Origin of the sequence: Tenacibaculum sp. 190524A05c (genome assembly GCF_964036595.1) — a bacterium.
Taxonomy (GTDB): domain Bacteria; phylum Bacteroidota; class Bacteroidia; order Flavobacteriales; family Flavobacteriaceae; genus Polaribacter; species Polaribacter platacis.
On the sequence record NZ_OZ038523.1, the window covers coordinates 3,975,448 to 3,998,409 of the forward strand.

Annotated in this window: 16 protein-coding genes; 10 read left to right on the forward strand and 6 right to left on the reverse strand. The window is 31.7% G+C overall.

The features are described 5' to 3' along the window. Window positions 1–57 precede the first annotated feature (57 nt). The 6 genes from ABNT61_RS17905 to ABNT61_RS17930 form a co-directional block, all read right to left on the reverse strand. On the reverse strand, window positions 58–597 hold the full coding sequence (locus tag ABNT61_RS17905) for a hypothetical protein (protein WP_348744226.1): 540 nt from the start codon (window positions 595–597) through the stop codon (window positions 58–60). Window positions 598–704: 107 nt separating this feature from the next. Further along, complete coding sequence (locus ABNT61_RS17910; protein WP_348744227.1) at window positions 705–1,412, reverse strand: DUF1963 domain-containing protein; 708 nt, start codon at window positions 1,410–1,412, stop codon at window positions 705–707. A gap of 81 nt (window positions 1,413–1,493) precedes the next feature. Beyond that, on the reverse strand, window positions 1,494–2,117 hold the full coding sequence (locus ABNT61_RS17915) for a hypothetical protein (protein WP_348744228.1): 624 nt from the start codon (window positions 2,115–2,117) through the stop codon (window positions 1,494–1,496). 230 nt (window positions 2,118–2,347) lie between these two features. Next, a complete protein-coding gene (locus tag ABNT61_RS17920) occupies window positions 2,348–3,070 on the reverse strand; it encodes a YebC/PmpR family DNA-binding transcriptional regulator (RefSeq protein ID WP_348744229.1) in 723 nt (240 codons plus the stop codon). A 41-nt stretch (window positions 3,071–3,111) separates the two neighbouring features. After that, window positions 3,112–4,755, reverse strand: a complete 1,644-nt coding sequence (locus ABNT61_RS17925; protein WP_348713523.1) for an acyl-CoA carboxylase subunit beta — start codon at window positions 4,753–4,755, stop codon at window positions 3,112–3,114. Between the two features lie 58 nt (window positions 4,756–4,813). Beyond that, window positions 4,814–6,298 carry a helix-turn-helix domain-containing protein gene (locus ABNT61_RS17930; protein WP_348744230.1) on the reverse strand — a complete coding sequence of 495 codons (1,485 nt, stop codon included), beginning with the start codon at window positions 6,296–6,298 and terminating at the stop codon, window positions 4,814–4,816. Window positions 6,299–6,425: 127 nt separating this feature from the next. Here ABNT61_RS17930 and aceB point away from each other — a divergent pair, with 127 nt between their 5' ends. The 10 genes from aceB to ABNT61_RS17980 all read left to right on the forward strand — a co-directional run bounded on the left by aceB (window position 6,426) and on the right by ABNT61_RS17980 (window position 22,962). Beyond that, entirely contained in the window at window positions 6,426–8,021 is a 1,596-nt protein-coding gene (aceB, locus tag ABNT61_RS17935) for a malate synthase A (RefSeq protein ID WP_348744231.1), read from the forward strand. An 86-nt stretch (window positions 8,022–8,107) separates the two neighbouring features. Further along, entirely contained in the window at window positions 8,108–9,730 is a 1,623-nt protein-coding gene (locus ABNT61_RS17940; protein WP_348744232.1) for an isocitrate lyase, read from the forward strand. 227 nt (window positions 9,731–9,957) lie between these two features. Further along, window positions 9,958–11,298 carry a microtubule-binding protein gene (locus tag ABNT61_RS17945; RefSeq protein ID WP_348744233.1) on the forward strand — a complete coding sequence of 447 codons (1,341 nt, stop codon included), beginning with the start codon at window positions 9,958–9,960 and terminating at the stop codon, window positions 11,296–11,298. Window positions 11,299–11,376: 78 nt separating this feature from the next. After that, a complete protein-coding gene (locus ABNT61_RS17950) occupies window positions 11,377–12,423 on the forward strand; it encodes a hypothetical protein (protein ID WP_348744234.1) in 1,047 nt (348 codons plus the stop codon). Between the two features lie 6 nt (window positions 12,424–12,429). Further along, window positions 12,430–14,385: an AAA family ATPase gene (locus ABNT61_RS17955; RefSeq protein ID WP_348744235.1), complete on the forward strand. Its 1,956-nt coding sequence runs from the start codon at window positions 12,430–12,432 to the stop codon at window positions 14,383–14,385. Window positions 14,386–14,399: 14 nt separating this feature from the next. Next, a complete protein-coding gene (locus ABNT61_RS17960) occupies window positions 14,400–15,188 on the forward strand; it encodes a hypothetical protein (protein WP_348744236.1) in 789 nt (262 codons plus the stop codon). 83 nt (window positions 15,189–15,271) lie between these two features. Continuing rightward, the gene (locus tag ABNT61_RS17965) at window positions 15,272–15,745 is read left to right on the forward strand and encodes an RDD family protein (RefSeq protein ID WP_348744237.1); all 474 of its coding nucleotides are present in this window, start codon (window positions 15,272–15,274) and stop codon (window positions 15,743–15,745) included. A gap of 77 nt (window positions 15,746–15,822) precedes the next feature. Then, window positions 15,823–17,604, forward strand: a complete 1,782-nt coding sequence (locus tag ABNT61_RS17970) for an amidohydrolase family protein (RefSeq protein ID WP_348744238.1) — start codon at window positions 15,823–15,825, stop codon at window positions 17,602–17,604. A 31-nt stretch (window positions 17,605–17,635) separates the two neighbouring features. Further along, entirely contained in the window at window positions 17,636–18,277 is a 642-nt protein-coding gene (locus ABNT61_RS17975) for a hypothetical protein (protein WP_348744239.1), read from the forward strand. 188 nt (window positions 18,278–18,465) lie between these two features. Next, window positions 18,466–22,962 (forward strand): PAS domain-containing protein, encoded by a 4,497-nt coding sequence (locus ABNT61_RS17980; RefSeq protein ID WP_348744240.1) that lies wholly within the window; start codon window positions 18,466–18,468, stop codon window positions 22,960–22,962.

Here is a 22,962-nt window from a genome sequence, read left to right on the forward strand (position 1 = left end):
CGAATCATTTCCATTGTTACGTAAAGATAATTATTGCGGTATTGTGTGTTCGTTTTGTTATTCTTTCTTTAATTCTATCATATTATATACTTTTCCTTTACTTGCAATTGGTGTGTTACAAACATACTTTTCAGCCTCTTCTATTTTTAGCATTTTCCTTTCAAATTTCATTCCGTCTTTTCCTTTGATTTCTACTCTCAAGACAATGTCATTGACTTGTTTTGAAATTCTAAAATCATATATGTGCTGATGCTTTCTATTAAACTTGAATTGACGAAATGAATAATAAAATTCGTTATCATAAGTTATAAGGAAATCATTTTCACCATATTCATTTATAATTTCATTCAACTGTTTTCCATCGTAGATTGTTGTATACCTTTCTCTATCAGAGAATAAAACCATATCATTTGTTCTGCTAATGGTATTAACACTAATTCCGAATTCAATCTTTACTTTTTCTGATGTCAACGGACTTTCAGTTTCAACATTTACCTCGTTGGTATTCCATAGCATCAAAAAGTCATTATTTATTTTTAGAAATGATAAAATTCCAATGGCTATAAATCCAATTATGATTAATGACTTTTTATTCAAAATAATGAGTTTTTCTTAATGATTAACAACGTTTATTGTATTAAGTTTAGCTTGCCGTTAGGTGTCGATGATTTGTTATACATTGTTGCCTGTAGTTTATTATTCGTTTAATAAAAATCATAATATAAACTCCATTCATTAGTCTGTTCGTTTTTAGCAAACATTAGACTTCCATTGTCGATTACATTAAGGTTTATTTTTTCGTCAGATGTAATTTGAAATACAAACTCAAATCCATCACCAAATCCATCGTAAATTCCAATTCCAGATTGGCAATAGGAAGGAAATCCACCTATTTTATGCTCATACTGATGAAAGTCAGCTATATCATAATAATCTTCAATTTCTCCATTATTTTCCAGTTCGAGTATTTCATCTTCTAATTCTTCTGATAAACCACCACCATCCCAAATTGGACAATCTTGTCTTTTTTCTGCTTTTAGAGGAAACGGCTTTATATAAGACTTAGAGTTTGATAAATCTTTAATTTTAATTTCGTCTAAACTTTTGTATTCTCTTATTACCCAATTTTCTCCCATTTTTTCCAAACATTCTGGATATTCATTTGAGATAAAAACAGTCAATATTTTTGTACTTGATATTTTCGGATGAATGAATGGTAAATTCGGGATATAAATTTGAGCTAAAGGAAGCATCAATTCTCCCTTCTTGTCAATTGGAATAGTTTCCTCAGCTTTGTAAGCTGAAACTTTTCCAATCCAACTTTCTTGAATAGTATTTTTAGGTCTAAATCCACCAACAGTAAAAACAGTAGTGTCTTTTGAAATTTTATCTTTTACTTTTTTAATTGTCAATTTCGTTCTATTTTTAAATTAATGGCAACGTTTTGGCTAAGCTGCGTTTTAATGCAGTTTAGGTGTTATTGTAAGTAGTTTTTATTCAAGCCATTCAATTTTCAGACTAGTTCTATTTTTAATTTCTTTTAAACTTTTCTCTGTCTCAAAACCTATAACTGCATTTTGTCCTCCAGTATCAAAATATGTATATCTTCCTTTAGATTTCACTTTTTCTGTTAGCTCAACTACTTTTGAAAATAAATCAGTATCAACCCAATCATCATCAACTTCCAAATTCCATTTATAATCTTTTCCACTAAATGTAAATGAAACCCAAGCCTTTCCTTCTTCGATGTTAACATAGTCTTTTACGTTTTCAAATTTTAATTTTCCTCTTGTAATTCGTTCAAGATTTTCAAAAATTTCAATATAAGAACCGTGGTCTTCAATCGCTTCAGTGTCAAAGTCCCAGCATTTATTTGTTAGAGGTGTCCAAGGCTCTCTCTCGATTGTCTGTCCAAGTGTTATATACATTAGAGTAAAAGGTTCATCGAGGAATTCTTGTTTTTCCCAACGCTCAATATCAGATTTATTAGTTCCATTATTCAATTCGAAGCCTAATTCTTTAAATACCTCTAATTGCTGTTCAAAAGTAGGATTCTTTGGAATCGAATTATTAAATCCAAATAGCGATAAAATTCCCATAAATATCAACTTTTTCATTTTATGCGTTAAATTACTTACAACTAGTTATATCAAAACAAATATACCTGTTTCTCAGTTTAATATTCCGGATAACAGGAACTTTAGTTCTAATTCATGTTCTGTGATGTAGTACCATAAGATGAACAACAAACAAAGAAAAAATCATAAGCTTTTTTAAGATTGATCATAAAAAATAAAACCCGCTAGTTTACTAGCGGGTTTTATTAAAAATAGTATGTTTTCTATGTTTACATCTCCATCGAGTGATAAACTTGATTTACATCGTCATCTTCTTCTAAACGCTCTAAAAGTTTCTCTACGTCAGCTTGTTGTTCTTCTCCAAGCTTAGTTGTTGTTGTAGGTATTCTTTCAAATTCAGACGAAATAATTTCAATATTGTTCTCTTCTAAGTATCCTTGAATTGCACCGAATTGTCCAAATGGAGCATACAACATGACGCTGTTATCTTCGTCATCTGTAAAAACCTCTTCAACTTCGAAATCGATCATTTCCATTTCGAATTCTTCCAAGTCCATTCCTAAAGATTCTTCTTTCACTTTAAAGTTTACTACATGATCAAACATAAATACAACCGATCCAGAAGTTCCTAAGTTTCCGTTACATTTATTAAATGCCGCTCTTACGTTAGCAACTGTTCTGTTGTTATTGTTTGTTGCAGTTTCTACTACAATGGCAATTCCATGAGGAGCATATCCTTCAAATAAAACTTCCTTATAGTTTGCAGTATCTTTGTCTGATGCTTTTTTAATTGCACGAGCTACGTTATCCTTAGGCATGTTTGCAGCCTTTGCATTTTGGATAACTACACGTAGACGAGAATTGGTTTCAGGATTCGGTCCACCTTCTTTTACCGCCATAACTATGTCTTTACCAATTCTGGTAAAAGTTTTAGCCATTGCAGACCAACGTTTCATTTTTCTTGCTTTCCTAAATTCAAATGCTCTTCCCATTTCCTGATTTTATATGTTGTAAAAAATTCCTGTAAAAATAATTAAACTTGAATAACTCCCAAATTAAATGGCTTTTCAATTGGAGCATGGTTTGCTGCTTCAATTCCCATTGAAATCCATTTTCTTGTATCTAACGGATTAATAACTGCATCTGTCCAAATTCGAGCAGCAGCATAATACGGAGAAATTTGTTCGTCGTATCTAGATTTAATTTTATTAAATAATTCTTCTTCCTTCTCTTTGGTAATCTCTTCACCTTTCTTCTTTAAGGCAGCAGTTTCTATTTGTAATAAAACTTTTGCAGCAGAAGCGCCACTCATAACGGCTAATTCGGCACTTGGCCAAGCAGCGATTAATCTTGGATCATACGCTTTTCCACACATTGCATAGTTTCCTGCTCCATAAGAATTTCCAACTACAATAGTAAACTTAGGAACTACTGAATTACTAACAGCATTTACCATTTTAGCTCCGTCTTTAATAATTCCACCATGTTCAGATTTACTTCCTACCATAAATCCAGTAACATCTTGTAAGAATACTAAAGGAATTTTCTTCTGATTACAGTTTGCAATAAAACGAGTGGCTTTATCGGCAGAATCTGAATAAATTACTCCACCAAATTGCATTTCACTAGGCTTAGTTTTAGCGCCTTTTGATTTTACAATTTTTCTTTGGTTTGCTACAATTCCAACTGCCCATCCATCAATTCTTGCATAACCAGTAATAATAGTTTGACCATAACCAGCTTTATATTCGTCAAATTCAGAATTATCCACTAAGCGATCGATGATTTCCATCATGTCGTATTGTTCGTGACGCGCTTTTGGTAAAATTCCAAAGATTTCATTCTCATCTTTTGCAGGAGCTTTGCTTTCTGATCTGTTGTATCCAGCTTTTTCAAAGTCTCCAATCTTATCCATTACATTTTTAATACGATCTAAAGCGTCTTTGTCATCTTTAGCTTTGTAATCAGTAACTCCAGAAATTTCACAGTGTGTTGTTGCTCCACCTAAAGTTTCATTGTCAATAGCTTCACCAATAGCGGCTTTTACTAAATAACTTCCTGCTAAAAATATACTTCCAGTTTTATCTACAATTAAAGCTTCATCACTCATAATTGGTAAATACGCTCCACCAGCAACGCAACTTCCCATAACAGCGGCAATTTGTGTAATTCCCATACTGCTCATTACGGCATTATTTCTGAAAATTCGTCCGAAATGTTCCTTGTCTGGGAATATTTCATCTTGCATCGGAAGGTAAACTCCAGCAGAATCCACTAAATAAATAATTGGTAATCTGTTTTCAATGGCAATTTCTTGAGCTCTTAAATTCTTTTTTCCTGTGATAGGAAACCAAGCTCCAGCTTTTACAGTGGCATCATTTGCTACTACAATACATTGCTTACCTTTTACATATCCTATTTTAATGACTACACCACCGGAAGGACATCCACCATGCTCTTTATACATTCCTTCTCCAGCAAAAGCACCAATTTCAATTGATTCAGAATCGTTATCAAGTAAATAATCAATTCGTTCTCTTGCTGTTAATTTACCTTTTTCGTGATGTTTTTGAATTCTTTTTTCTCCTCCTCCTAATTTAATTTTGGCTAAGCGCTGTTTTAAATCCGAAGCTAATAATTTATTGTGGTCTTCGTTTTTATTGAAGTTAATGTCCATAGATATTTGTTTGTTTGCGAGTGCTAAAATAAGAAAATACGAGCATATGTAAAGGCTATTACTCGTATGATTCTATGATGTTTTTAATAGAGTTTTCTATCTCTTTATAACGTGCTTTCTTTTCTAAGATCCAAGGTTCTGCAACACGTTCCATACAGTCTTTTACAGAGCATGATTCACAAGTGACTCCAACAACATTTTTCTCAAAAGTATCTTCTTTAAAAAACTTTACTTTTCGTTTTAAATGTGGTGATAATAACATTCCAATACTGATGCTTCTGTAAATGTCTTTTTTAAACGGATCTTTATTTGCAGAAGACAGCACTAAATACTCATTCGTTGAATTTTCATACGAAGATATTTGAATTCCTGATGAAGATTTTTTCTGGTTTGAATTTTCAAAATCTTGAATGGTTTTTATTGAAACCCATCGTCGACAATAATGTTCTTGATTTCTATTGGCGTGCGGAGCTTGTTGTTGTGTTATGTGAAGCTCTTTGCTTAATCTGTATGTTGGTGAATCTTTTTTATGTGTAAATCGTAAGAAGAATAAATTCTTAATATTAAATGACGTTGGTAAAATATTGGTTAAACGCTGATAAAAAGTTTCATCAGAGCAATTATAGCTTGTTAATATTTTATGTAATCTTAGTGGATTCCAATCTTTTTTCTCGAATAAATCCTTTAATTGCTTGACTAGTTTTTTCTTCGGAATAATTAAAGCTCCGGCAAAATAAGAAGCAATAAAGTTGTTTAATACTTGGTCGAAACTTTCAAATTTAATCCATGGGAAAGTGTATAACCTATCCTTAATCTCTAAGAAATTATAGGCAATCTCCTTTGCAAAAATAAATGTCTTTTGTGCTTCTGATATTTCTTTACTTAAGATTAAGGTATTCTTTTTAGGAATATATATATTTCTTATGTCTGTAAGATTCTTGTGTTTAGAAAGTTCTTTGGTGTCAATTTTATAATTGAATTCCTCGATTAAAATTTCTTTTAAATCCTCAGAAGTAATTTTCTCATCAAGATTAATCTGGTAAGCCTTTGCGAATTTCTCAACGCTAGTTTCTATATCGTCAAAATAATTATTGTGCGCTTCCTGATAAGAACGTAAAGAAGCTAAAAAGAAACTTTCTCGTGTTAAATTATAATTCTGCGATATTTTAATAATAGTACTTATAAAGGCATTGACCTTAGCAGGTGCATTCGCTACAATATCAATTAGATTGTTTTCTTGGATTCCAAATAAGTCTAAAGGAATTTCTTTAAGAATTTTGGATTGTAGGATTTCACCAATAGGAGCTAAGTTTTTATCTAGTTTTAAAGAAACCAAGTGATCGTAAGGTACTTCAAGGTTTTCTGCTAAAATTGCGATTTTATCTGTTTTAGGATATTTCTTTCCTTTTTCAATTTCATTTAAGTAAGATTTCGATAATCCTGTCAGTTTTGCCAAACCAAAAAGAGATAGGTTTTTCTCGGTTCTTATTTGCTTCAGTTTAAGCCCAAAAATCAGGCGAATATATTGTTCTTCTAATAACATAAAACCAAATTTATGAATAATAGCGAACTTATAAAAATTAAGTTTTTTTAAAATTTAGCGAACGTTCGCTTGGAGAGTTCGAAAATATTTTATAACATTGTAGTGTAATTATTTAAAAAAGAATAAAATGGAAACTAAAGCAATTCTTAAAGAGATTCAGTTCAAAGGGTTTGAAGCTGATTCTTACAAGTCAATTTTAACGCCAGAGGCGAAGGCTTTTTTAATTGAGTTACACGTCAAGTTTAATAATAAACGTTTGGAGTTGCTTAAAGAAAGAGTCAAAACACAAGCGTATTTTGATGAAGGTAACTTTCCTTCTTTTCCAGAAGAGACAAAAGCAATAAGAAATTCTGACTGGGTGTGTAAGCCATTACCTCAAGATTTATTAGATAGGAGAGTGGAGATTACTGGTCCTGTGGATAGAAAGATGGTGATTAATGCTTTGAATTCAGGTGCAAAAACATTTATGGCGGATTTTGAAGATAGTAATTCTCCAACAATCTCTAATATATTAAACGGTCAACAAAATTTATTTGACGCAAATACGAAAACGATTTCGTTCTATAACGAAAAGAAAGATAAAACCTATAGTTTAAATGATGAAACAGCTGTTTTATTAGTGAGACCAAGAGGTTTGCATTTAAATGAAAGACATTTTGTGCTAGATGGAGAAGAAATGTCAGGATCATTAGTGGATTTTGGATTGTACTTCTTCCATAACATTAAGGTGTTGTTAGAGCAAGGAACGGCAACGTATTTTTATTTACCAAAATTAGAGCATTATTTAGAAGCAAGATGGTGGAATGAGGTTTTTGTTTTTGCGCAAGAATATTTAGGTGTTGCTCAAGATACAATTAAAGCTACTGTACTTATTGAGACAATAACAGCTAGTTTTCAATTAGACGAAATTATTTACGAATTAAAAGATCATATGGCGGGTCTTAATTGTGGGAGATGGGATTACATTTTCTCGTACATAAAGAAGTTTAGAAATCATGAAGGGTTTTTAGTGCCAAACCGTGCGCAAGTAACAATGAGCTCGCCATTTATGAAAGCATATTCTCAAAGAGTAGTTCAACGTTGTCATGTTCGTCGTGTTCACGCAATGGGAGGAATGGCTGCTCAAATTCCTGTTAAAAATGATGAAGAAGCGAATAAGACAGCTTATGCTAAAGTAGAAGGTGATAAGTTACAAGAAGTTAAAAATGGTCACGACGGAACTTGGGTTGCGCATCCAGGGTTAGTTAAGGTTGCGATGGATGTGTTTAATGAGCACATGCCAACTGCAAATCAAATCGATAATAAACGTGAAGATTTAACGGTTACAGAAGAAGAATTAGTTGAAATGCCAGTTGGTACAGTTACGGAAACTGGAATTCGTGATAATATAAATGTTGGGATTCTTTACATAGAAAGTTGGTTAGCAGGAAACGGTGCTGCTGCTCTCTATAACCTTATGGAAGATGCAGCTACTGCGGAAATTTCTAGAACTCAAATTTGGCAATGGTTACATAAGGGAGTTCGCTTAGAAAGTGAAGAGCAATTTGATATTGAAATGTATCAAGATTTAAAAGCTCAGGAAATCGAGAAGATTAAAGAATTAGTAGGAGAGGAGTCATTTAGTAATAGAAGATTTGATTTAGCGATTCAATTGTTTGATGATTTAGTCTTGTCAGAAGACTTCGAAGAGTTCTTAACACTTCCAGCTTATCAATACATTTAAAATTTAAAACAAAAAAGCCCCAAAATGCGGCAACATTTAAAGGGCAAGTCATTATTATAAACAACTTATTTTAGAAATACAATATTATGAAAAATTTACCACAAGGAAGTTACAATTCTGCATTAGAAACGGTAAGAAACTTAAAAGAAAAGTTCGGTAAATCTTGGAACGCGATTAGTCCAGAAAGTGCTGCTAGAATGGCGACACAAAACCGTTTTAGAACTGGTTTAGATATTGCTAAATATACAGCTTCAATCATGAGAAAAGATATGGCAGATTATGATGCTGATTCTTCTCAATATACTCAGTCTTTAGGATGTTGGCATGGATTTGTTGCTCAACAAAAGATGATTGCGGTTAAAAAACATAATAAAACTACAGATAAAAAATATTTATACTTATCAGGTTGGATGGTAGCGGCATTACGTTCTGAATTCGGGCCATTACCAGATCAGTCTATGCACGAGAAAACTGCAGTTGCAGGATTAATTGAAGAGATTTATGATTTCTTACGTCAAGCAGATGCTATCGAATTGAATGATTTATTCAGAAGGTTAGAGGCTGGAGAAGATGTGCAAGATCAAATCGATAATTTCGAAACACATATTGTTCCGATTATTGCTGATATCGATGCTGGTTTTGGAAATGAAGAAGCTACTTATTTATTAGCTAAAAAAATGATCCAAGCTGGTGCTTGTGCAATCCAAATTGAAAATCAAGTATCAGATGCGAAGCAATGTGGACACCAAGATGGAAAAGTAACTGTTCCGCATGAAGATTTTATTGCAAAGTTAAATGCTGTTCGTTATGCATTCTTAGAATTAGGAGTTGAAGATGGAGTTATTGTTGCAAGAACAGATTCGGAAGGAGCTGGATTAACTCAAAAATTACCTGTAAGTCAAGAGCCAGGAGATTTAGCTTCTCAATATTTAGATTTCGTTGAATGTGAAGAGGTTTCTTTAGATCAAGTTACAAATAACGAAGTATTATTAAAAAGAGATGGGAAATTAGTTCGTCCAGTAAGATTAGCTAATGGATTATATAAGTTTAGAGAAGGAACAAATATCGATAGAGTTGTTTTAGACTGTGTTACAAGTTTACAAAATGGAGCTGATTTATTATGGATTGAAACGCCAACGCCGCACGTAGGTCAAATTGCAGCAATGGTAAACAGAGTAAAAGAAGTTGTTCCAAATGCAAAATTAGTTTACAACAATTCACCATCATTTAACTGGACTTTAAATTTCCGTACACAAGTGTATGACGCAATGGTTGAAGCTGGAGAGGACGTGTCTGGTTATGATAGAGGGAACTTAATGGATGCTAAATATGATGGTTCTGAATTATGTAATAGAGCAGATGAGAAAATTAGAACATTCCAATTAGATGGTGCTAGAGAAGCTGGAATTTTCCACCACTTAATTACATTACCGACGTACCACACAACTGCACTTCATATGAATGATTTAGCAGAAGGATATTTCGGAGAGAAAGGAATGTTAGCTTACGTTAAAGGAGTACAACGTCAAGAGATCAGAAAAGGAGTTTCTTGTGTGAAACACCAAAGAATGGCAGGATCTGATTTAGGAGATGATCACAAAACATTCTTCTCAGGAGATAATGCTTTAAAAGCTGGTGGATCTAAGAATACATCTAATCAGTTTGATTCAAAAGCAACAGAAGAAGAAGTTGCAACAGCAACGGTATAAAATACTAGAACTTTTCAAGTTTTAGTTAGTTGTTTGTTTACATATATTTCTAGTTTGAAGTAGAAACCGCTTTTACCCAAAAGCGGTTTTTTTATTTGCCTGTAAAATTGTTGTAACGTTTTAAGGTAAATAGCTACATATAATTGTTGAATAATTATTTTAAATAATTTTTTTTAACGAAATTGCTAACTTTAAAAATTGTACAACTATAAAAAACGTATACAAACATGTCTGATGATTTTGATTTATTAGAAACTAATTCTAACGAGAAAACAGAAAAAGTTGATGTTAATTGGGGGAAAGCTATCGATAGCATGAAATCTAAATTAGCTCAAGAAGATGATCCACAAGTAAGACAGAAAATATTAAATGCAACATTAGATGATGTTGTGAATATGGCAGAAAAAGATAGAACTACACTTTTAGATGCTATTAAAGATTTAACAGATTACCAAGATGAAGTAGGAATAATTTTTGAGAAGTTTTCTTCTTTAAATGCAGATGAGCAAAAAATTATTGATGATGCTCAGAAAGCGTTAGAAAGAGCAAGAATTGAACTTGAAGATGCTCAAAATAAGCCAGATACTTGGTGGAATAATTTATGGGGAAGAAAAAGTAAGATAGCGAAGGCAGAGCAAGAGTTAAAAGACGCTGAAAAAGTTCGTGCTGGTGCTGATAATAAAGCAAAGGCAATGTTCCAAGAGCGTATTGAAAGTGCTGACGTACAAACGTTATTATCAGAGTTGTCTTACAAATCTCAAGCTGCTGTTACTCGTTTAAAAGAGCGTGAAGTAGAGATTAAAGAAGTAGAAGATAAGTTGCAAGTTGCAATTGTAGAAGCTACTAAAAATCATACGAAGGCATTAGAGAAAAAGAAAGAGATTGAAGGTCAGTTAGAAGAGCAATACGCTTTACTAAAACAAGCTCGTCAGGAATTAGAAGAAATTGCTGATAAGCAGTCTGCTGAATATGCTCAAGCTATTGGAAAAGTAACGAAATTAGAACAAAAAGTAGAAGAACTTGAAGGGTTAAAGAACGCGTATACAACTTTAGCTGCAAGTAAAGATAGTTTCGTTCATAAGCATAACTTAACAATTAAAGTATTAACTTCTTTACGTAGTAACTTACAAACGCATAGAGCTAAATTAAAGTCAGATACGGAAGAGCGTTTAAAGTATTATGATGGTTATATCGTAGCATTAAAAGCAAGAACTGATCAAGAATTTGCGGCTATTTTAGAACATTTAGGAGTTAAAACAGATGAGCATATCGGAGAAACTTTAGCTGCGATGCATACTGCAAGTGCTAAAGCTCGTCAAGAAATGATGGATAATATTCCAGTTCATGAAAAAGTAATGCAAGGAGTGTACAGTTCTTATGCAGAAGCTTTACAAGAAATTCGTGAGAAGGATTCTGAAATTCAAAAGAATTTTGCGGATCGTTACGGAATTGACATGAAGGAATTATTCGAAGATTATTACAAAGCAGATGGTAGCGCTCCAACTGGAGATGATACTCCTGCTAATGATCCAGAGCCAGAGTCAAACGACGACGATTTATTATCATAAAAATATAAACATAAGACGGTACATGTACCGTCTTTTTAATCTGTAATAAAAAGGAACTTTTAGTACGTATAATTTAATATGATTGTAACTCCTTTAGATTCTGCTGTATTAGATTCAAAAGAACAATACGTGTTTTATCATAAAATGGTAGACTTTGTTCTTAAAGAGTTAATTGTTAACATTCAGAAGCAAAATTTATGCAGTAGTCAAGAGCTTGTAATTTTTAAACAGTATACTGATTTGTTATTATATTCTATCGAAGCAATGCGTGTAAAATACATGTATGATGAAGATGATAACATGAAGATTGATTTAACAGAGTCTGGATTTCCAAATTATTTGGAGTTTAGATATTTGTACAATGATCTAGAGTTGAAAAATGAATATATAAGTAAGCTTGAAAATGTTGAAGATTTAAAAGAAGAGTTCTTAGACACCTTACTTAGAAAGAAAAAGCATGTAAAACGTAGACGATTATTTCAGGCTTCGTCAATAGTATATTATAATTCTGTTAATCAACAATACATCTTCAACAGATTTGTTCAGGGTAAAATTTTAGAAGCACCAGAAAATAGTCCAGCTGAATTTTTAACAAGCTGGAGTTTTTATGATGTAACAGATAATCGACCATATGTTTGCTTCATCTACTTTAACTATGAAGGTAAACGCATAAATGATTATAAAGAAAAGTTATATGCTGTTCTAAGAGAAAGCGGAGATCGAAATATGGCCTTAGATACGTTGGCTTATAATATTGATCGAAAACTTCCAGATATTCATCCAAAATATATTAAAAGAATTGACTTAGGTCCGTTACATAATGTATTTGCTAAGGATGAAAACCTAATTACTCATGCTATTTTAGAGGGAATAGCTAAGAAAGAAATTCCATTAGAATCTTATGCGTTGTCTTTTAAAACCGATGAGGTCTTTTCAGGAGGTTCATTTAAAGAAGGCGGGTTCTTTTCAAAGCAGATTTTACAAAAATGGAACGATGTAGAGCATAGAAAGTATGTGTTTGCTCCTCATCGAATTATCCAGTTATTACACAACAAAACACCTGAGGTTTTAAATAAGTTGGCAAAAGAACCAATTCAAACTTCAGACTTAAAAATTGATATTTAAAAAGATATGGAACACAATTCAACATTTCCAATAAAGAAAAATGAATTAGATATGCTTCGTGATGAAGCTAGTGGATATTTAAAAAGTATTCAGTGGGAGCAAAGTCAACGAGCTAAAAATAAAGATAAGGATGCCAAAGACGAATCGATTTTATTGTTTTTGTCTAAAGCTAAAGGAGGTGGAGCCTCAGAAATAACTTCTGTTTCAAAAACAATTTTAGCTTTAAAGAAACGATTATTACCAGATTCAGTTGCCATTCCAGTGTTTTTGAATCAAACATTATACGCTGTTCAAGAAGGATTAACTTTAGGGATTTGGATTAAGGATAGTTATACTGATGCATCTGGTTTATCGAGTTTAGCTGAGAAAAGATCTGCCTTAGATGCTAATGGAAAAAGAGAGTTTGAAAGTAAAATGCAAACAGCTACAGCGTTTCAATTATTCGCTACAGCTTATAAAATATTGCATGACTTAAAACCTCATGCTTCTGATGACTTATCTGTGATGAAACAGAAATTTGCAGGAATTCCAGAGGTCTCATTCTTTTCGCCTTTAAAAGGAATTTCTTGCTGCTTATTTTATTATGATAAGTATTTGTCTCATCCAGATATTATTGGATCAGACAAAGATGTTATTGATTTCACTGTAGTGTATTTTGAAGCTTTAATAGATGAAATAAATCTTCGAAAGAGTAGTTTAGAGTACACCGAAACAATTACTGATAGAACGTATAAATTAGAAAACACAGATTTTGCAGTTTCAGGATGGGAAAATACATTTAGCGGAACAGCAAAAAGTGTTGAGTTTAATAAAATTCAATTTGAGCAAATTGTAGGAAACAAAGATGCAAAACACTTTGCTCGTCGTTTAACAGAAAGGTTATTAAGTTACGATTTCGATGCTCAAAAGAATCCATTCCAAGAATTAGGTGGTTTTATGCCTGTGTTTATGGGATATGGAATTCCAGGAACTGGAAAAAGTATGTTAATCGCAGCAATTGCAACCCGATTAAAAGAATATTCTGATAATCTGGATATTCCATTTTTATTTCACCCAATGCCAGATACATTAATCTCTACGTTCCAAGGAGGATCGGCAGAGAAAATGGTAGAATGGATGAAACCAATGCAAGATCCAACTAAGTTAATTTTCGCACCAATTGATGATGCGGAGAATAATTTACAGGAACGAACAGCTCAAGGTGTTTCTGCCGGTGTAAAGGAGGTTATTGGAGTTTTCTTGCGTTATACAGAAGGGGCGTATGCAGTGAATTATGGAAATAGTTCTATAGGATTATTTACCAACCTTCCAGAAATGTTAGATAAGGCTGTTATTTCACGTGTACAAGGGCGATTTAAAATTGACGGAGCAAGAACTGAAAATGACTTTTTAGATCAAGATTATATTTGGTGGAGAAAGTTTGAGAAAACAATGCCTGAGTTTGTGAATATGTCTGGACCATCGAGTTATGATTATTTAACAGACCAAGGTTTTGTAAAGAGTATGGGAGAAGTTTTAAATAGTATAGAAAAACCAACTGAAGATCGAGTTCATGATGTGTACGATAGAGTTGAAAAGCAATACAAAACGAATGAACATATGTTTTTTGCGAGTTTGTATAAAGAGATTCAGAAAATATTTCCATTCTTTTCGTCAAGGGATGTTCGTAACATTCAGTCTGCGATTTCATTACGTTTAACAGATTTTGATTTAGAGCAAGATTGGTTTGAAAATCCTGAAATTTATTTCAAGAAAGATTATGAGACAAAATTCAATATGTTACAAGAATTAATGAAAGTGAATATGAAAGGATTAAACTTCTCTGAAATAAGAAGACAAGAGGTGGTTCGTTATTTAGATAATGTTGCTACAATTGCGGATACAGACTTTAAACGTAAAGTTGATGCACGAATTAATCAAATGAATATCGAATTAGAAGCAAGAGAACAGTTTAATAAATAAATAAATAAATAAAAATGAAAAAAAAATGGTTTAGTTGCTTATTAGCTTTAGGATTATTAATAAGTTGTAGTGAAGATAATTCATCCGGTGTAGTTAGTGGCGGAGATGGTCAAACGGGAGGAAATGGATCAACAGATAAAATTTTTTATGGAAATGTTTTAATACAAACCCAAAATGAATTAGAAAGTTTTGCAGAGAATAATTATACAAAAATTTACGGAGAACTTTGGATAGAGGGAGAGGAGATAAACGATATCAGTAATTTAAGTAGTTTAAAAGAAATACAAGGAGATTTAAGAATTCGTAATACGAGTATAGTTAACTTGGACGGATTGGCAAATCTTGAGCTTAATAATATTTCTGAAAATTTACTTCTTTCAATTAGATATAATGATAAGCTGGAAAGTATTGGAGCCTTAAAGAAAGTGGAAAAAGTAACAGATTTCCTTCTCTCAAATAATAATAATCTTTTAAATATAAATGGCTTAGGGAATTTTAAAGAACTCAGAGGTTTATTTATTGATGCTAATCCTAAATTAGAAAGTGTAGAAGGATTGTATGGGTTAGAGGTGTGTAATGAATTAACTTTTCAAGATAACCCTAAACTCATAACACTTGATGGATTAGAAAAACTGAAATATGTCAATTTTGCTTCTGTAAGGATTACAGGTAACACCGCTTTGAGAGATTTTTGTAGTTTAACATTACTTTCTAATACCACAGATATGCCAGGGTATAATATTCGAGATAATTATTATAATCCAGAGAAACAGGATATAATTAATGGTGATTGCAGTATTTAAAGAAATAGATAAATTCATATAACCGACATGTGTAAAGCTAAAATAGGTCGGAATTTGAAAATTAAAGAAGCTCAAGACAATTTATGTTTCAAGATAAATTAGATGTACAATTTGAGGAGTTCGAGAATATTTACAAAGAACCTGAATTAGCTTCTATTTTTACAAGGCTTATTGCTGCAATTATCGACATCATTATATATTGGATGCTCTGTGTGGCAATGAGTCTAGTTGCAGGAGAAAATAACGGATTGCTAAATTATTCTGTAGAAGGATTTCCAGCTTTAATACTTTTTGGAATAGCTTTCTTTTTATGGCCAATAAGCGAAGGTGTTTATGGCCAAACTATTGGGAAAAGATTGTTAGACATAAAAGTAATGGCCAATAATGAAAAGGAAATGACAATTGCAAAAGGGTTTATTCGATATTTCCTGGGTATTATAGATTGGTTTTTTTGCGTCGGAATTATAATCGCACTTATTGATAAGAAAAACCAAAGACTGGGAGATATAATTGCAGATACAATAGTTGTTAAATCAGAATATAAGCCAAGAAATTAGAATAACTCCATAAAACAAAACGATCAATTAGCGCATAAAAATAATTGATTGAACCAAAGAAACCATTAAAAACCATTATGAAAAAAGCCGTAACAGCTGCATTGCTAATATGTACAGTATTGTCATATAGTCAAGTGAAAACAAAAGGAGTTAATTTATATCCTGATGTTGTTGTAAAGAGTGAAAAAATTAATGCTAAAGGAGAAACTGTTCTCATTGATAATATTCAGTTAATCGATATAAATACAGGAAAGATCTCTACTAGAGATGTATTAATTGAATCGAAAAAAATAGCTAAAATCTCTAAGAAAATAAGGATTGATGAAAATTATAAAGTTATCAATGGAGAAGGAAAGTGGATGATTCCTGGTTTAATTGATAGTCATATTCATCTTTTTCAATCGGGAGGTTTGTATACAAGGCCAGATGTGGCAAATTTAAATAAATTTAAAGCTTATGAAGAAGAAAGACAATGGCTAAAACGAAATGCTGCCGATTTTCTTAAGCGTTACTTAAAATGCGGAATTACTACTGTAATTGATGTTGGAGGACCAATTTATAACTTCGATTTACGAGATAAATATTCTGATGTTAGTGAGTTCCCAAATCTATTTATAACTGGACCACTTGTTTCTACGTATCAGCCAAAAGCTTTTGAAATTGAAAATGCTCCTATTATAAAGGCAAATACACCAGAAGAAGCTATAGAATTGGTAAAAAAACAAGTGCCACTTAAGCCAGATTTTATTAAAATTTGGTATATCGTTAGATCAAAAGATGACGAAACTAAAAATTATGAAATTGTAAAAGCAACAATTGATGAGGCTCATAAGAATAATTTGAAAGTAGCGGTTCATGCAACTCAATTAGCCACGGCAAAAAAGGCAATAAAAGCTGGTGCGAATTTCTTAGTTCATAGTGTAGAAAATGAAAAAATTGATGACGAGTTTATTAAAATGGTGAAAGAAAGTAATGTTTCGTACATACCAACACTAATCGTTATGAAAAACTATGTAAAGTCTTTTTCTCAAGATATCACGCCTTCAAAAGAAGATTTTAATATCTCTAATCCCACAGCATTAGGTAGTCTATATGATTCAAAAACACTTGAAATGAGAAATCTGCCTTATTGGAAAAGGTATAAAGAGTATGTTAAGAATAATCAAGAAAAACTTGATAACGACAAAATGATTATGGCTTACAATTTAAAAAAAGCGGTAGATAATGGTTTTAATGTTGCAACAGGAACTGATGCAGGGAATATTGGAACTTTACATGCTACTTCTTTTTTTGATGAAATGATGGGCATGAAAAATGCAGGATTAACGAATTTGCAAATATTACAAGCTTCTACTTTAAATGGTGCTAAAGTTTTAAATAAAGAAAAGGAGCTAGGTTCTATAGAGGAAGGGAAATTAGCAGATATTGTTATCTTAAATAGTAATCCAATAGAGAGCTTAGAAGCTGTAAAAGATATCGATTACGTAGTAAAAGGAGGAACAGTTTATCCTGTAGATGGTATTATTAAAGATACACCAGAACAGCTAGTTCAGCGCCAAGTAAATGGATATAATGCTCGTAATATAGAGGCTTTTCTAGAGCCATATAGTGAGGACTTTGAAATTTATAATTATCCAAATACATTAAGAGGAAAAGGTAAAAGCAATTCTAAATTAAGGTATAAAAAACTGTTTGAAATGTATCCTAATTTACATTGCGAAATAGTTAAGAGAATGGTTTTAGGAAATAAAGTAATCGATTATGAAAGAATTACGGGTGTGTCTGAAAAACCAATTGAGGCAATTGCTATTTATGAAATAGAAAACAATAAAATAAAAAAAGTGACATTTGTTAAATAATGTAATTAAAATCAATTAGCTATATTGTTGTATGTCAACTGAAGAAAAAATAGAATCGAAAGAAATAAACACTAGTCAATATGGAATACAAGATGTAATGTCTATTGGCTATGTGTTTTTGTTAATATTAGGAGTTTTAAATCAAACAATTTATTACGGTATATTAGGAATAAATATTTTTGAATATACTACCGTTTTAGATGTGTTAATTAGTCCAATAGCTGTTTTAAGTGATAGTTGGATTATTCTTGTAACTGTAATTAGCCTTGTTATTTTAATGATAGGTTATTTTAAGTTGATAAGAATGTATTACGATAGATTAGCTAAAAAAGAAAAGTATCAAAAAGGTAAAAAGAAAGAAAAGCTAGATAAAGTACGAGCTAGTTTTAATAAAAAATATGCCGTTATTCCATTTATTCTATTTGTTATGATGAGCATGTATGTTGGTTTAGGTGTTGGAAGTGGGCAAAAAATCAAGGAGAGAATCAATAGCTTTGATTATAAATACACAGATGTAATTGTTTTTGAAGACGGTGAAAAATTAAATACTAAAATCGTTGGAAAGAATAGCTCTTATGTGTTTTATGTGACTAAAGAAGAAGCTAATATTAATATTGTTCCAATCGAAGGAAATATTAAGTTAATCAAGAAAATTAAAAAAGAAAAAAAATAGAAAACTTTTAAGGTAGATAACTTAATTTTTGACCAGTTAGTTTTATTTAGATAAAATTAAAATTACAGACATCTCTGTAAACTGCGTCTTATCTAATGATTTAAAAAAAGGGGGAAAATCCCCTTGCAAAATTTAGTCTTTTTATTTGGGGTGTAGTATCTTTTAAGCTAGATCAAACTAAAAGCCCAATGAAAAATGATTGCCGTGTAATTGCTATCGGAACTTCTGCCGGAGGATTAGGTGTGTTAAAAACTTTCTTTGATAACGTACCAAAAGACTTCAAACACATACTTGTAATTGTTCAACATTTATCTCCTGATTACAAGAGTATAATGGCAGATTTACTAGCTAAAAACTCTAATTTACCTATACAAGAAGCAAAAAATGGAATTAAAATTAAGTCTGGGCATGTTTATTTAATTCCACCTAAAAAGAACATGATTATTGAAGATGATAATTTAATTCTCATGGATAGGCCAAAAAAAAATGTATTAAACCTACCTATTGATATATTTTTTAAGTCTTTAGCGGCAGAAAAAAAAGAAAAAGCAATTGGTGTTATTTTATCAGGAACTGGTTCTGATGGTACTAGAGGAATTAGAAAAATTAAAGAATATGGAGGATTTGCTATAGCTCAAAATCCAGAAGACGCAAAGTTCGATGGTATGCCTAAAAGTGCAATTGCTTCTGGCTTAATCGATAGTATTTTAAACGCAGAAGATATTCCAGCTGAATTACTAAACTTTATAACTCATAGTAATATTCTTCAGAATGGTAAAAAGGAAGAATTATTTCTAAAAGAAGAAGGATTAAAAAAGATACTTCATGTTGTTAAAAAGAAAACTGGAATAGACTTTTCAGATTATAAATCTCCAACACTTAACCGAAGAATTATTCGTAGAATGAGTGTTACGAAAACCAGAACGGTTGAAGAGTATTTGAATTATATTCACGAATATGAATATGAGGCAGAAGTTCTGCATAAAGAGTTTTTAATCGGAGTTACAAAATTTTTTAGAGATCCAGAGGCTTTTAAGTTCATAAAAGAAGAAGTTGTTCCAAAAATATTTGATTCTAAAAAAGAAAATGAGCTAGTCAAGGTATGGAGTGTCGGTTGTTCTTCAGGAGAAGAGGCTTATTCTATAGCAATTGTTTTAAATGAATATATGCAACAGCATAATATTGATTGTGATGTGAAGATTTTTGCTACAGATTTAGATGCTGATGCGATTAATAAAGCTAATAAGGGAGTTTTCGGAGATAGTATTGCAGGAGATGTTCCTGTAGAATATTTAGAAAAGTATTTTCATAAAGAAGGAGACTTTTACATTATTTCTCCATTAATTAGAAAGAATATAATTTTTTCTCAGCATAATACAGCTCAAGATCCGCCTTTCACAAATATGGATCTAATCATTTGTAGAAACCTACTTATTTATTTGCAATCAGACTTACAGCAAAGATTATTATCAGATTTACATTATGCTACTGGGAAAAACAAATATTTGTTTTTAGGCCCTAGTGAAACATTGGGAGGAATTTCTAAATCTTTCAAAGTTTTATCCAGGAAATGGAGGGTTTACCAAAATATTGAAATGTTTAAAGGAGCAGATTTTTCGAGAAGATATTATAATACAGCTCCAATTGAATCATCTAAAACTAATTCATTCAATAATAGACAAAGAACTATTGATCAAAAGTTATCAGAGAATTTATCGAATATATTGCTTGAAGAACTCTCAGCAGCTAGTATTTGTGTGGATGGTAATTATGAATTAGTAAATGCTGATGGAAATTTTAAAGAATACATCACTTTACCTGAAAAGAAGTTTCGATCTTTTGATATTCTGAAAATGCTACCGCAAGAAATTTCTTTGGCTTTAAGTACAGCTTTAGTAAGGGTTGAACAAGAAAATGAAAATGTAAGATATGACAATATCACCTATGAAAAAGACGGTCAGAAAAACTTAATTAATATTTTAGTTTCACCAGTCGAAGGTTTGTCAAACCGTGGGAAATTGTATTTGATACTATTTAAAAAACAGAGTATTTATAATACAATACAGCCAAATGCTAATATTGGTGCTGAAGATATTAACCATAATTACGATTATTATAAAACTATTGCATCTTTAGATCAAGAGCTTCGTGATACAAAAGCAAATTTACAATCTAAATTAGATGAAATTGAAGTCTCAAATGAGGAGTTGCAATCCGCAAATGAAGAACTGCTTGCATCAAATGAAGAACTTCAAACTACAAACGAAGAGCTTCAAAGTGTAAATGAAGAGTTACATACTGTAAACGCAGAGCATCAAGAAAAAATAGTAGAGCTTATAAAGTTGACCGAGGATTTGGAAAACCTAATTCATTCCGTTGATATTGGAGTTTTATTTTTAGATGAAAATCTAATAATTAGAAGGTTTTCTCCATCACTTAGGAAATTTTTCAAAGTTCAAAATACAGATGTTGGTAGATCTATTGCAAACTTTAAAACGAACTTAAAAGAGGAATGTCAACAGAAACTGATTAAGAATATCAATAAAGTAATTACTACAGGAGAAATTTATGAGGAAGAAGTTCAATTGATTAATGATTCTTGGTACTTAAAAAGAATTAATCCTTTCGTAAGTGAACATGGGAAAATAAGTGGAGTGGTAGTTTCTTTTGTAGACATAAACGCGCAAAAAAATACAGAGTTAGAACTGTTAGAGAAAGGGAAGTTTCTCACAAAACTAACCGAACTAATGCCAGGGCTTATTTATGTTTATAATTATGAAACCAATAAGAATGAATATGCGAATCGAGATATAGCTTCTGTTTTAGGATATACAAAAGAAGAAGTTCAGGAATTTGGAGATACGTTTTTGGTGGATATTGTTCATCCAGATGATATAGCAAAAGTCTTTAATAATTTAGAGAAAATCCAAACCTCAAAGGATAATGTGACTCATGATATTGAATATCGTGTAAGGCATAAAAACGGAAATTACATTTGGTTACTATCAAAAGAAACTATTTTTGAGAGGCTGCCTTCTGGTAAAATGAAAATTATAGGTGTTGCAAGTGATATTACTGATGTTAAGAATACGGAAAATGAATTAGTAGAAAAAACTAATTTCTTAACAAAGATAATTGAGGTAATGCCTGGAATTACTTATATCTATGATCAAAATACTCAAAAGAATGAGTATGTAAACCAAGAAATAGCAAAGGTATTAGGATATAGTGAAAAAGAAATTGAAGAATTGGGAAGTGACTTAATGACTGAGATTATTCATCCGGATGATATGTCAAAAATGATAGCACATCATCAAGCAATTTGTGATTCTAAAGAAAATGAAATTCTTGATTTTAAATATCGAGTAAAACATAAAGATGGTAATTATCGTTGGTTTCTGTCAAAAGAAACAGTTTTTGAAAGAACTGATGATAGTTTAAAAGTAAAACATATTGGTGTTGCTACAGATATAACCACAATTAAAGAAGCTGAACAGAAACTTAACGAGTCTAATAGAATGTACAATGTTGTTTTAGAAGCGACTTTAGCGGGATATTGGGATTGGAATGTTAAGGAGGGTTATATGTATTACAGTCCAGCGTTTAAAGCAATGTTTGGATATGAAGATCATGAGGTTCCACATTCTCCAGATTGGTGGTCACAACAAATGCACCCTGAAGATGTACAAGAAGCATTTGAGATTTTTGACGATCATGTGAAATCCAAAGGAGAATTTCCTTTTTCAAACGAGGCGCGTTATTTTCATAAAGACGGTTCAATTGTTTGGGTATATTGTAAAGGAAAAGTTATTGAGTGGGATGAAAATGGAGAGCCATTAAGAGTTGTAGGAAGTCATGCGGATATAACTGATTTGAAACGTGCAGAAGAAAAATTAAATGAGACCAATATGATGTATAATAGCATACTTGAAGCTACTTTAGCGGGATATTGGGATTGGCGTGTTGAAGAGGATTATGAATATTATAGTCCAACATTTAAAGCGATGTTTGGATATGAAGATCATGAAGTTCCGAATTCTCCAGATTGGTGGCAACAACATATGCATCCAGATGACATACCTAGAGCATTTGAAATTTTTGAAAAACATATAGAATCGAAGGGTGAATTCCCGTTTTCTAATGAGGTTCGATATTTTCATAAGGATGGATCGATAGTTTGGGTGTATTGTAAAGGGAAAGTTATCGAATGGGGAGAGAATGGAGAACCTTTACGTATGGTTGGTAGTCATGTTGACATAACAGATGTTAAGAATGTTGAACATAAACTAAATCAGAATAATAAACTTTACAATAGTATAATTGAAGGAAACTTAGTTGGTTATTGGGATTGGCACGTAAAAGATAATTATGAATATTACAGTCCTGCATTCAAGTCTATGTTTGGATTTAAAGATGAAGAGGTACCTAGTTCTCCTGATTGGTGGAAACAACAGATACATCCAGAAGATATTCCTAAAGTTTTAGAGTTATTTGACCAACATGTAAAATCTAAAGGAGAAATTCCATATTCTAAAGAAGTAAGATATTACCATAAAGACGGCTCACTTATATGGATATATTTCAATGGAAGAGTTATCGAGTGGGATGAAAATGATCAGCCATTAAGAGTTGTTGGAAGTCATGTTGATATAACACGTTTTAAAAACGGAGCATTACAAGAATAA

Bases quoted from the DNA above. Each gene is read 5' to 3' on its own strand.
- ABNT61_RS17915 (WP_348744228.1), bottom strand. From the start codon at position 2,117: ATGAAAAAGTTGATATTTATGGGAATTTTATCGCTATTTGGATTTAAT.
- aceB (WP_348744231.1), top strand. From the start codon at position 6,426: ATGGAAACTAAAGCAATTCTTAAAGAGATTCAGTTCAAAGGGTTTGAA.
- ABNT61_RS17955 (WP_348744235.1), top strand. From the start codon at position 12,430: ATGGAACACAATTCAACATTTCCAATAAAGAAAAATGAATTAGATATG.
- ABNT61_RS17960 (WP_348744236.1), top strand. From the start codon at position 14,400: ATGAAAAAAAAATGGTTTAGTTGCTTATTAGCTTTAGGATTATTAATA.
- ABNT61_RS17950 (WP_348744234.1), top strand. From the start codon at position 11,377: ATGATTGTAACTCCTTTAGATTCTGCTGTATTAGATTCAAAAGAACAA.
- ABNT61_RS17945 (WP_348744233.1), top strand. From the start codon at position 9,958: ATGTCTGATGATTTTGATTTATTAGAAACTAATTCTAACGAGAAAACA.
- ABNT61_RS17975 (WP_348744239.1), top strand. From the start codon at position 17,636: ATGTCAACTGAAGAAAAAATAGAATCGAAAGAAATAAACACTAGTCAA.
- ABNT61_RS17925 (WP_348713523.1), bottom strand. From the start codon at position 4,755: ATGGACATTAACTTCAATAAAAACGAAGACCACAATAAATTATTAGCT.
- ABNT61_RS17965 (WP_348744237.1), top strand. From the start codon at position 15,272: ATGTTTCAAGATAAATTAGATGTACAATTTGAGGAGTTCGAGAATATT.
- ABNT61_RS17940 (WP_348744232.1), top strand. From the start codon at position 8,108: ATGAAAAATTTACCACAAGGAAGTTACAATTCTGCATTAGAAACGGTA.
- ABNT61_RS17970 (WP_348744238.1), top strand. From the start codon at position 15,823: ATGAAAAAAGCCGTAACAGCTGCATTGCTAATATGTACAGTATTGTCA.
- ABNT61_RS17920 (WP_348744229.1), bottom strand. From the start codon at position 3,070: ATGGGAAGAGCATTTGAATTTAGGAAAGCAAGAAAAATGAAACGTTGG.
- ABNT61_RS17980 (WP_348744240.1), top strand. From the start codon at position 18,466: ATGAAAAATGATTGCCGTGTAATTGCTATCGGAACTTCTGCCGGAGGA.
- ABNT61_RS17930 (WP_348744230.1), bottom strand. From the start codon at position 6,298: ATGTTATTAGAAGAACAATATATTCGCCTGATTTTTGGGCTTAAACTG.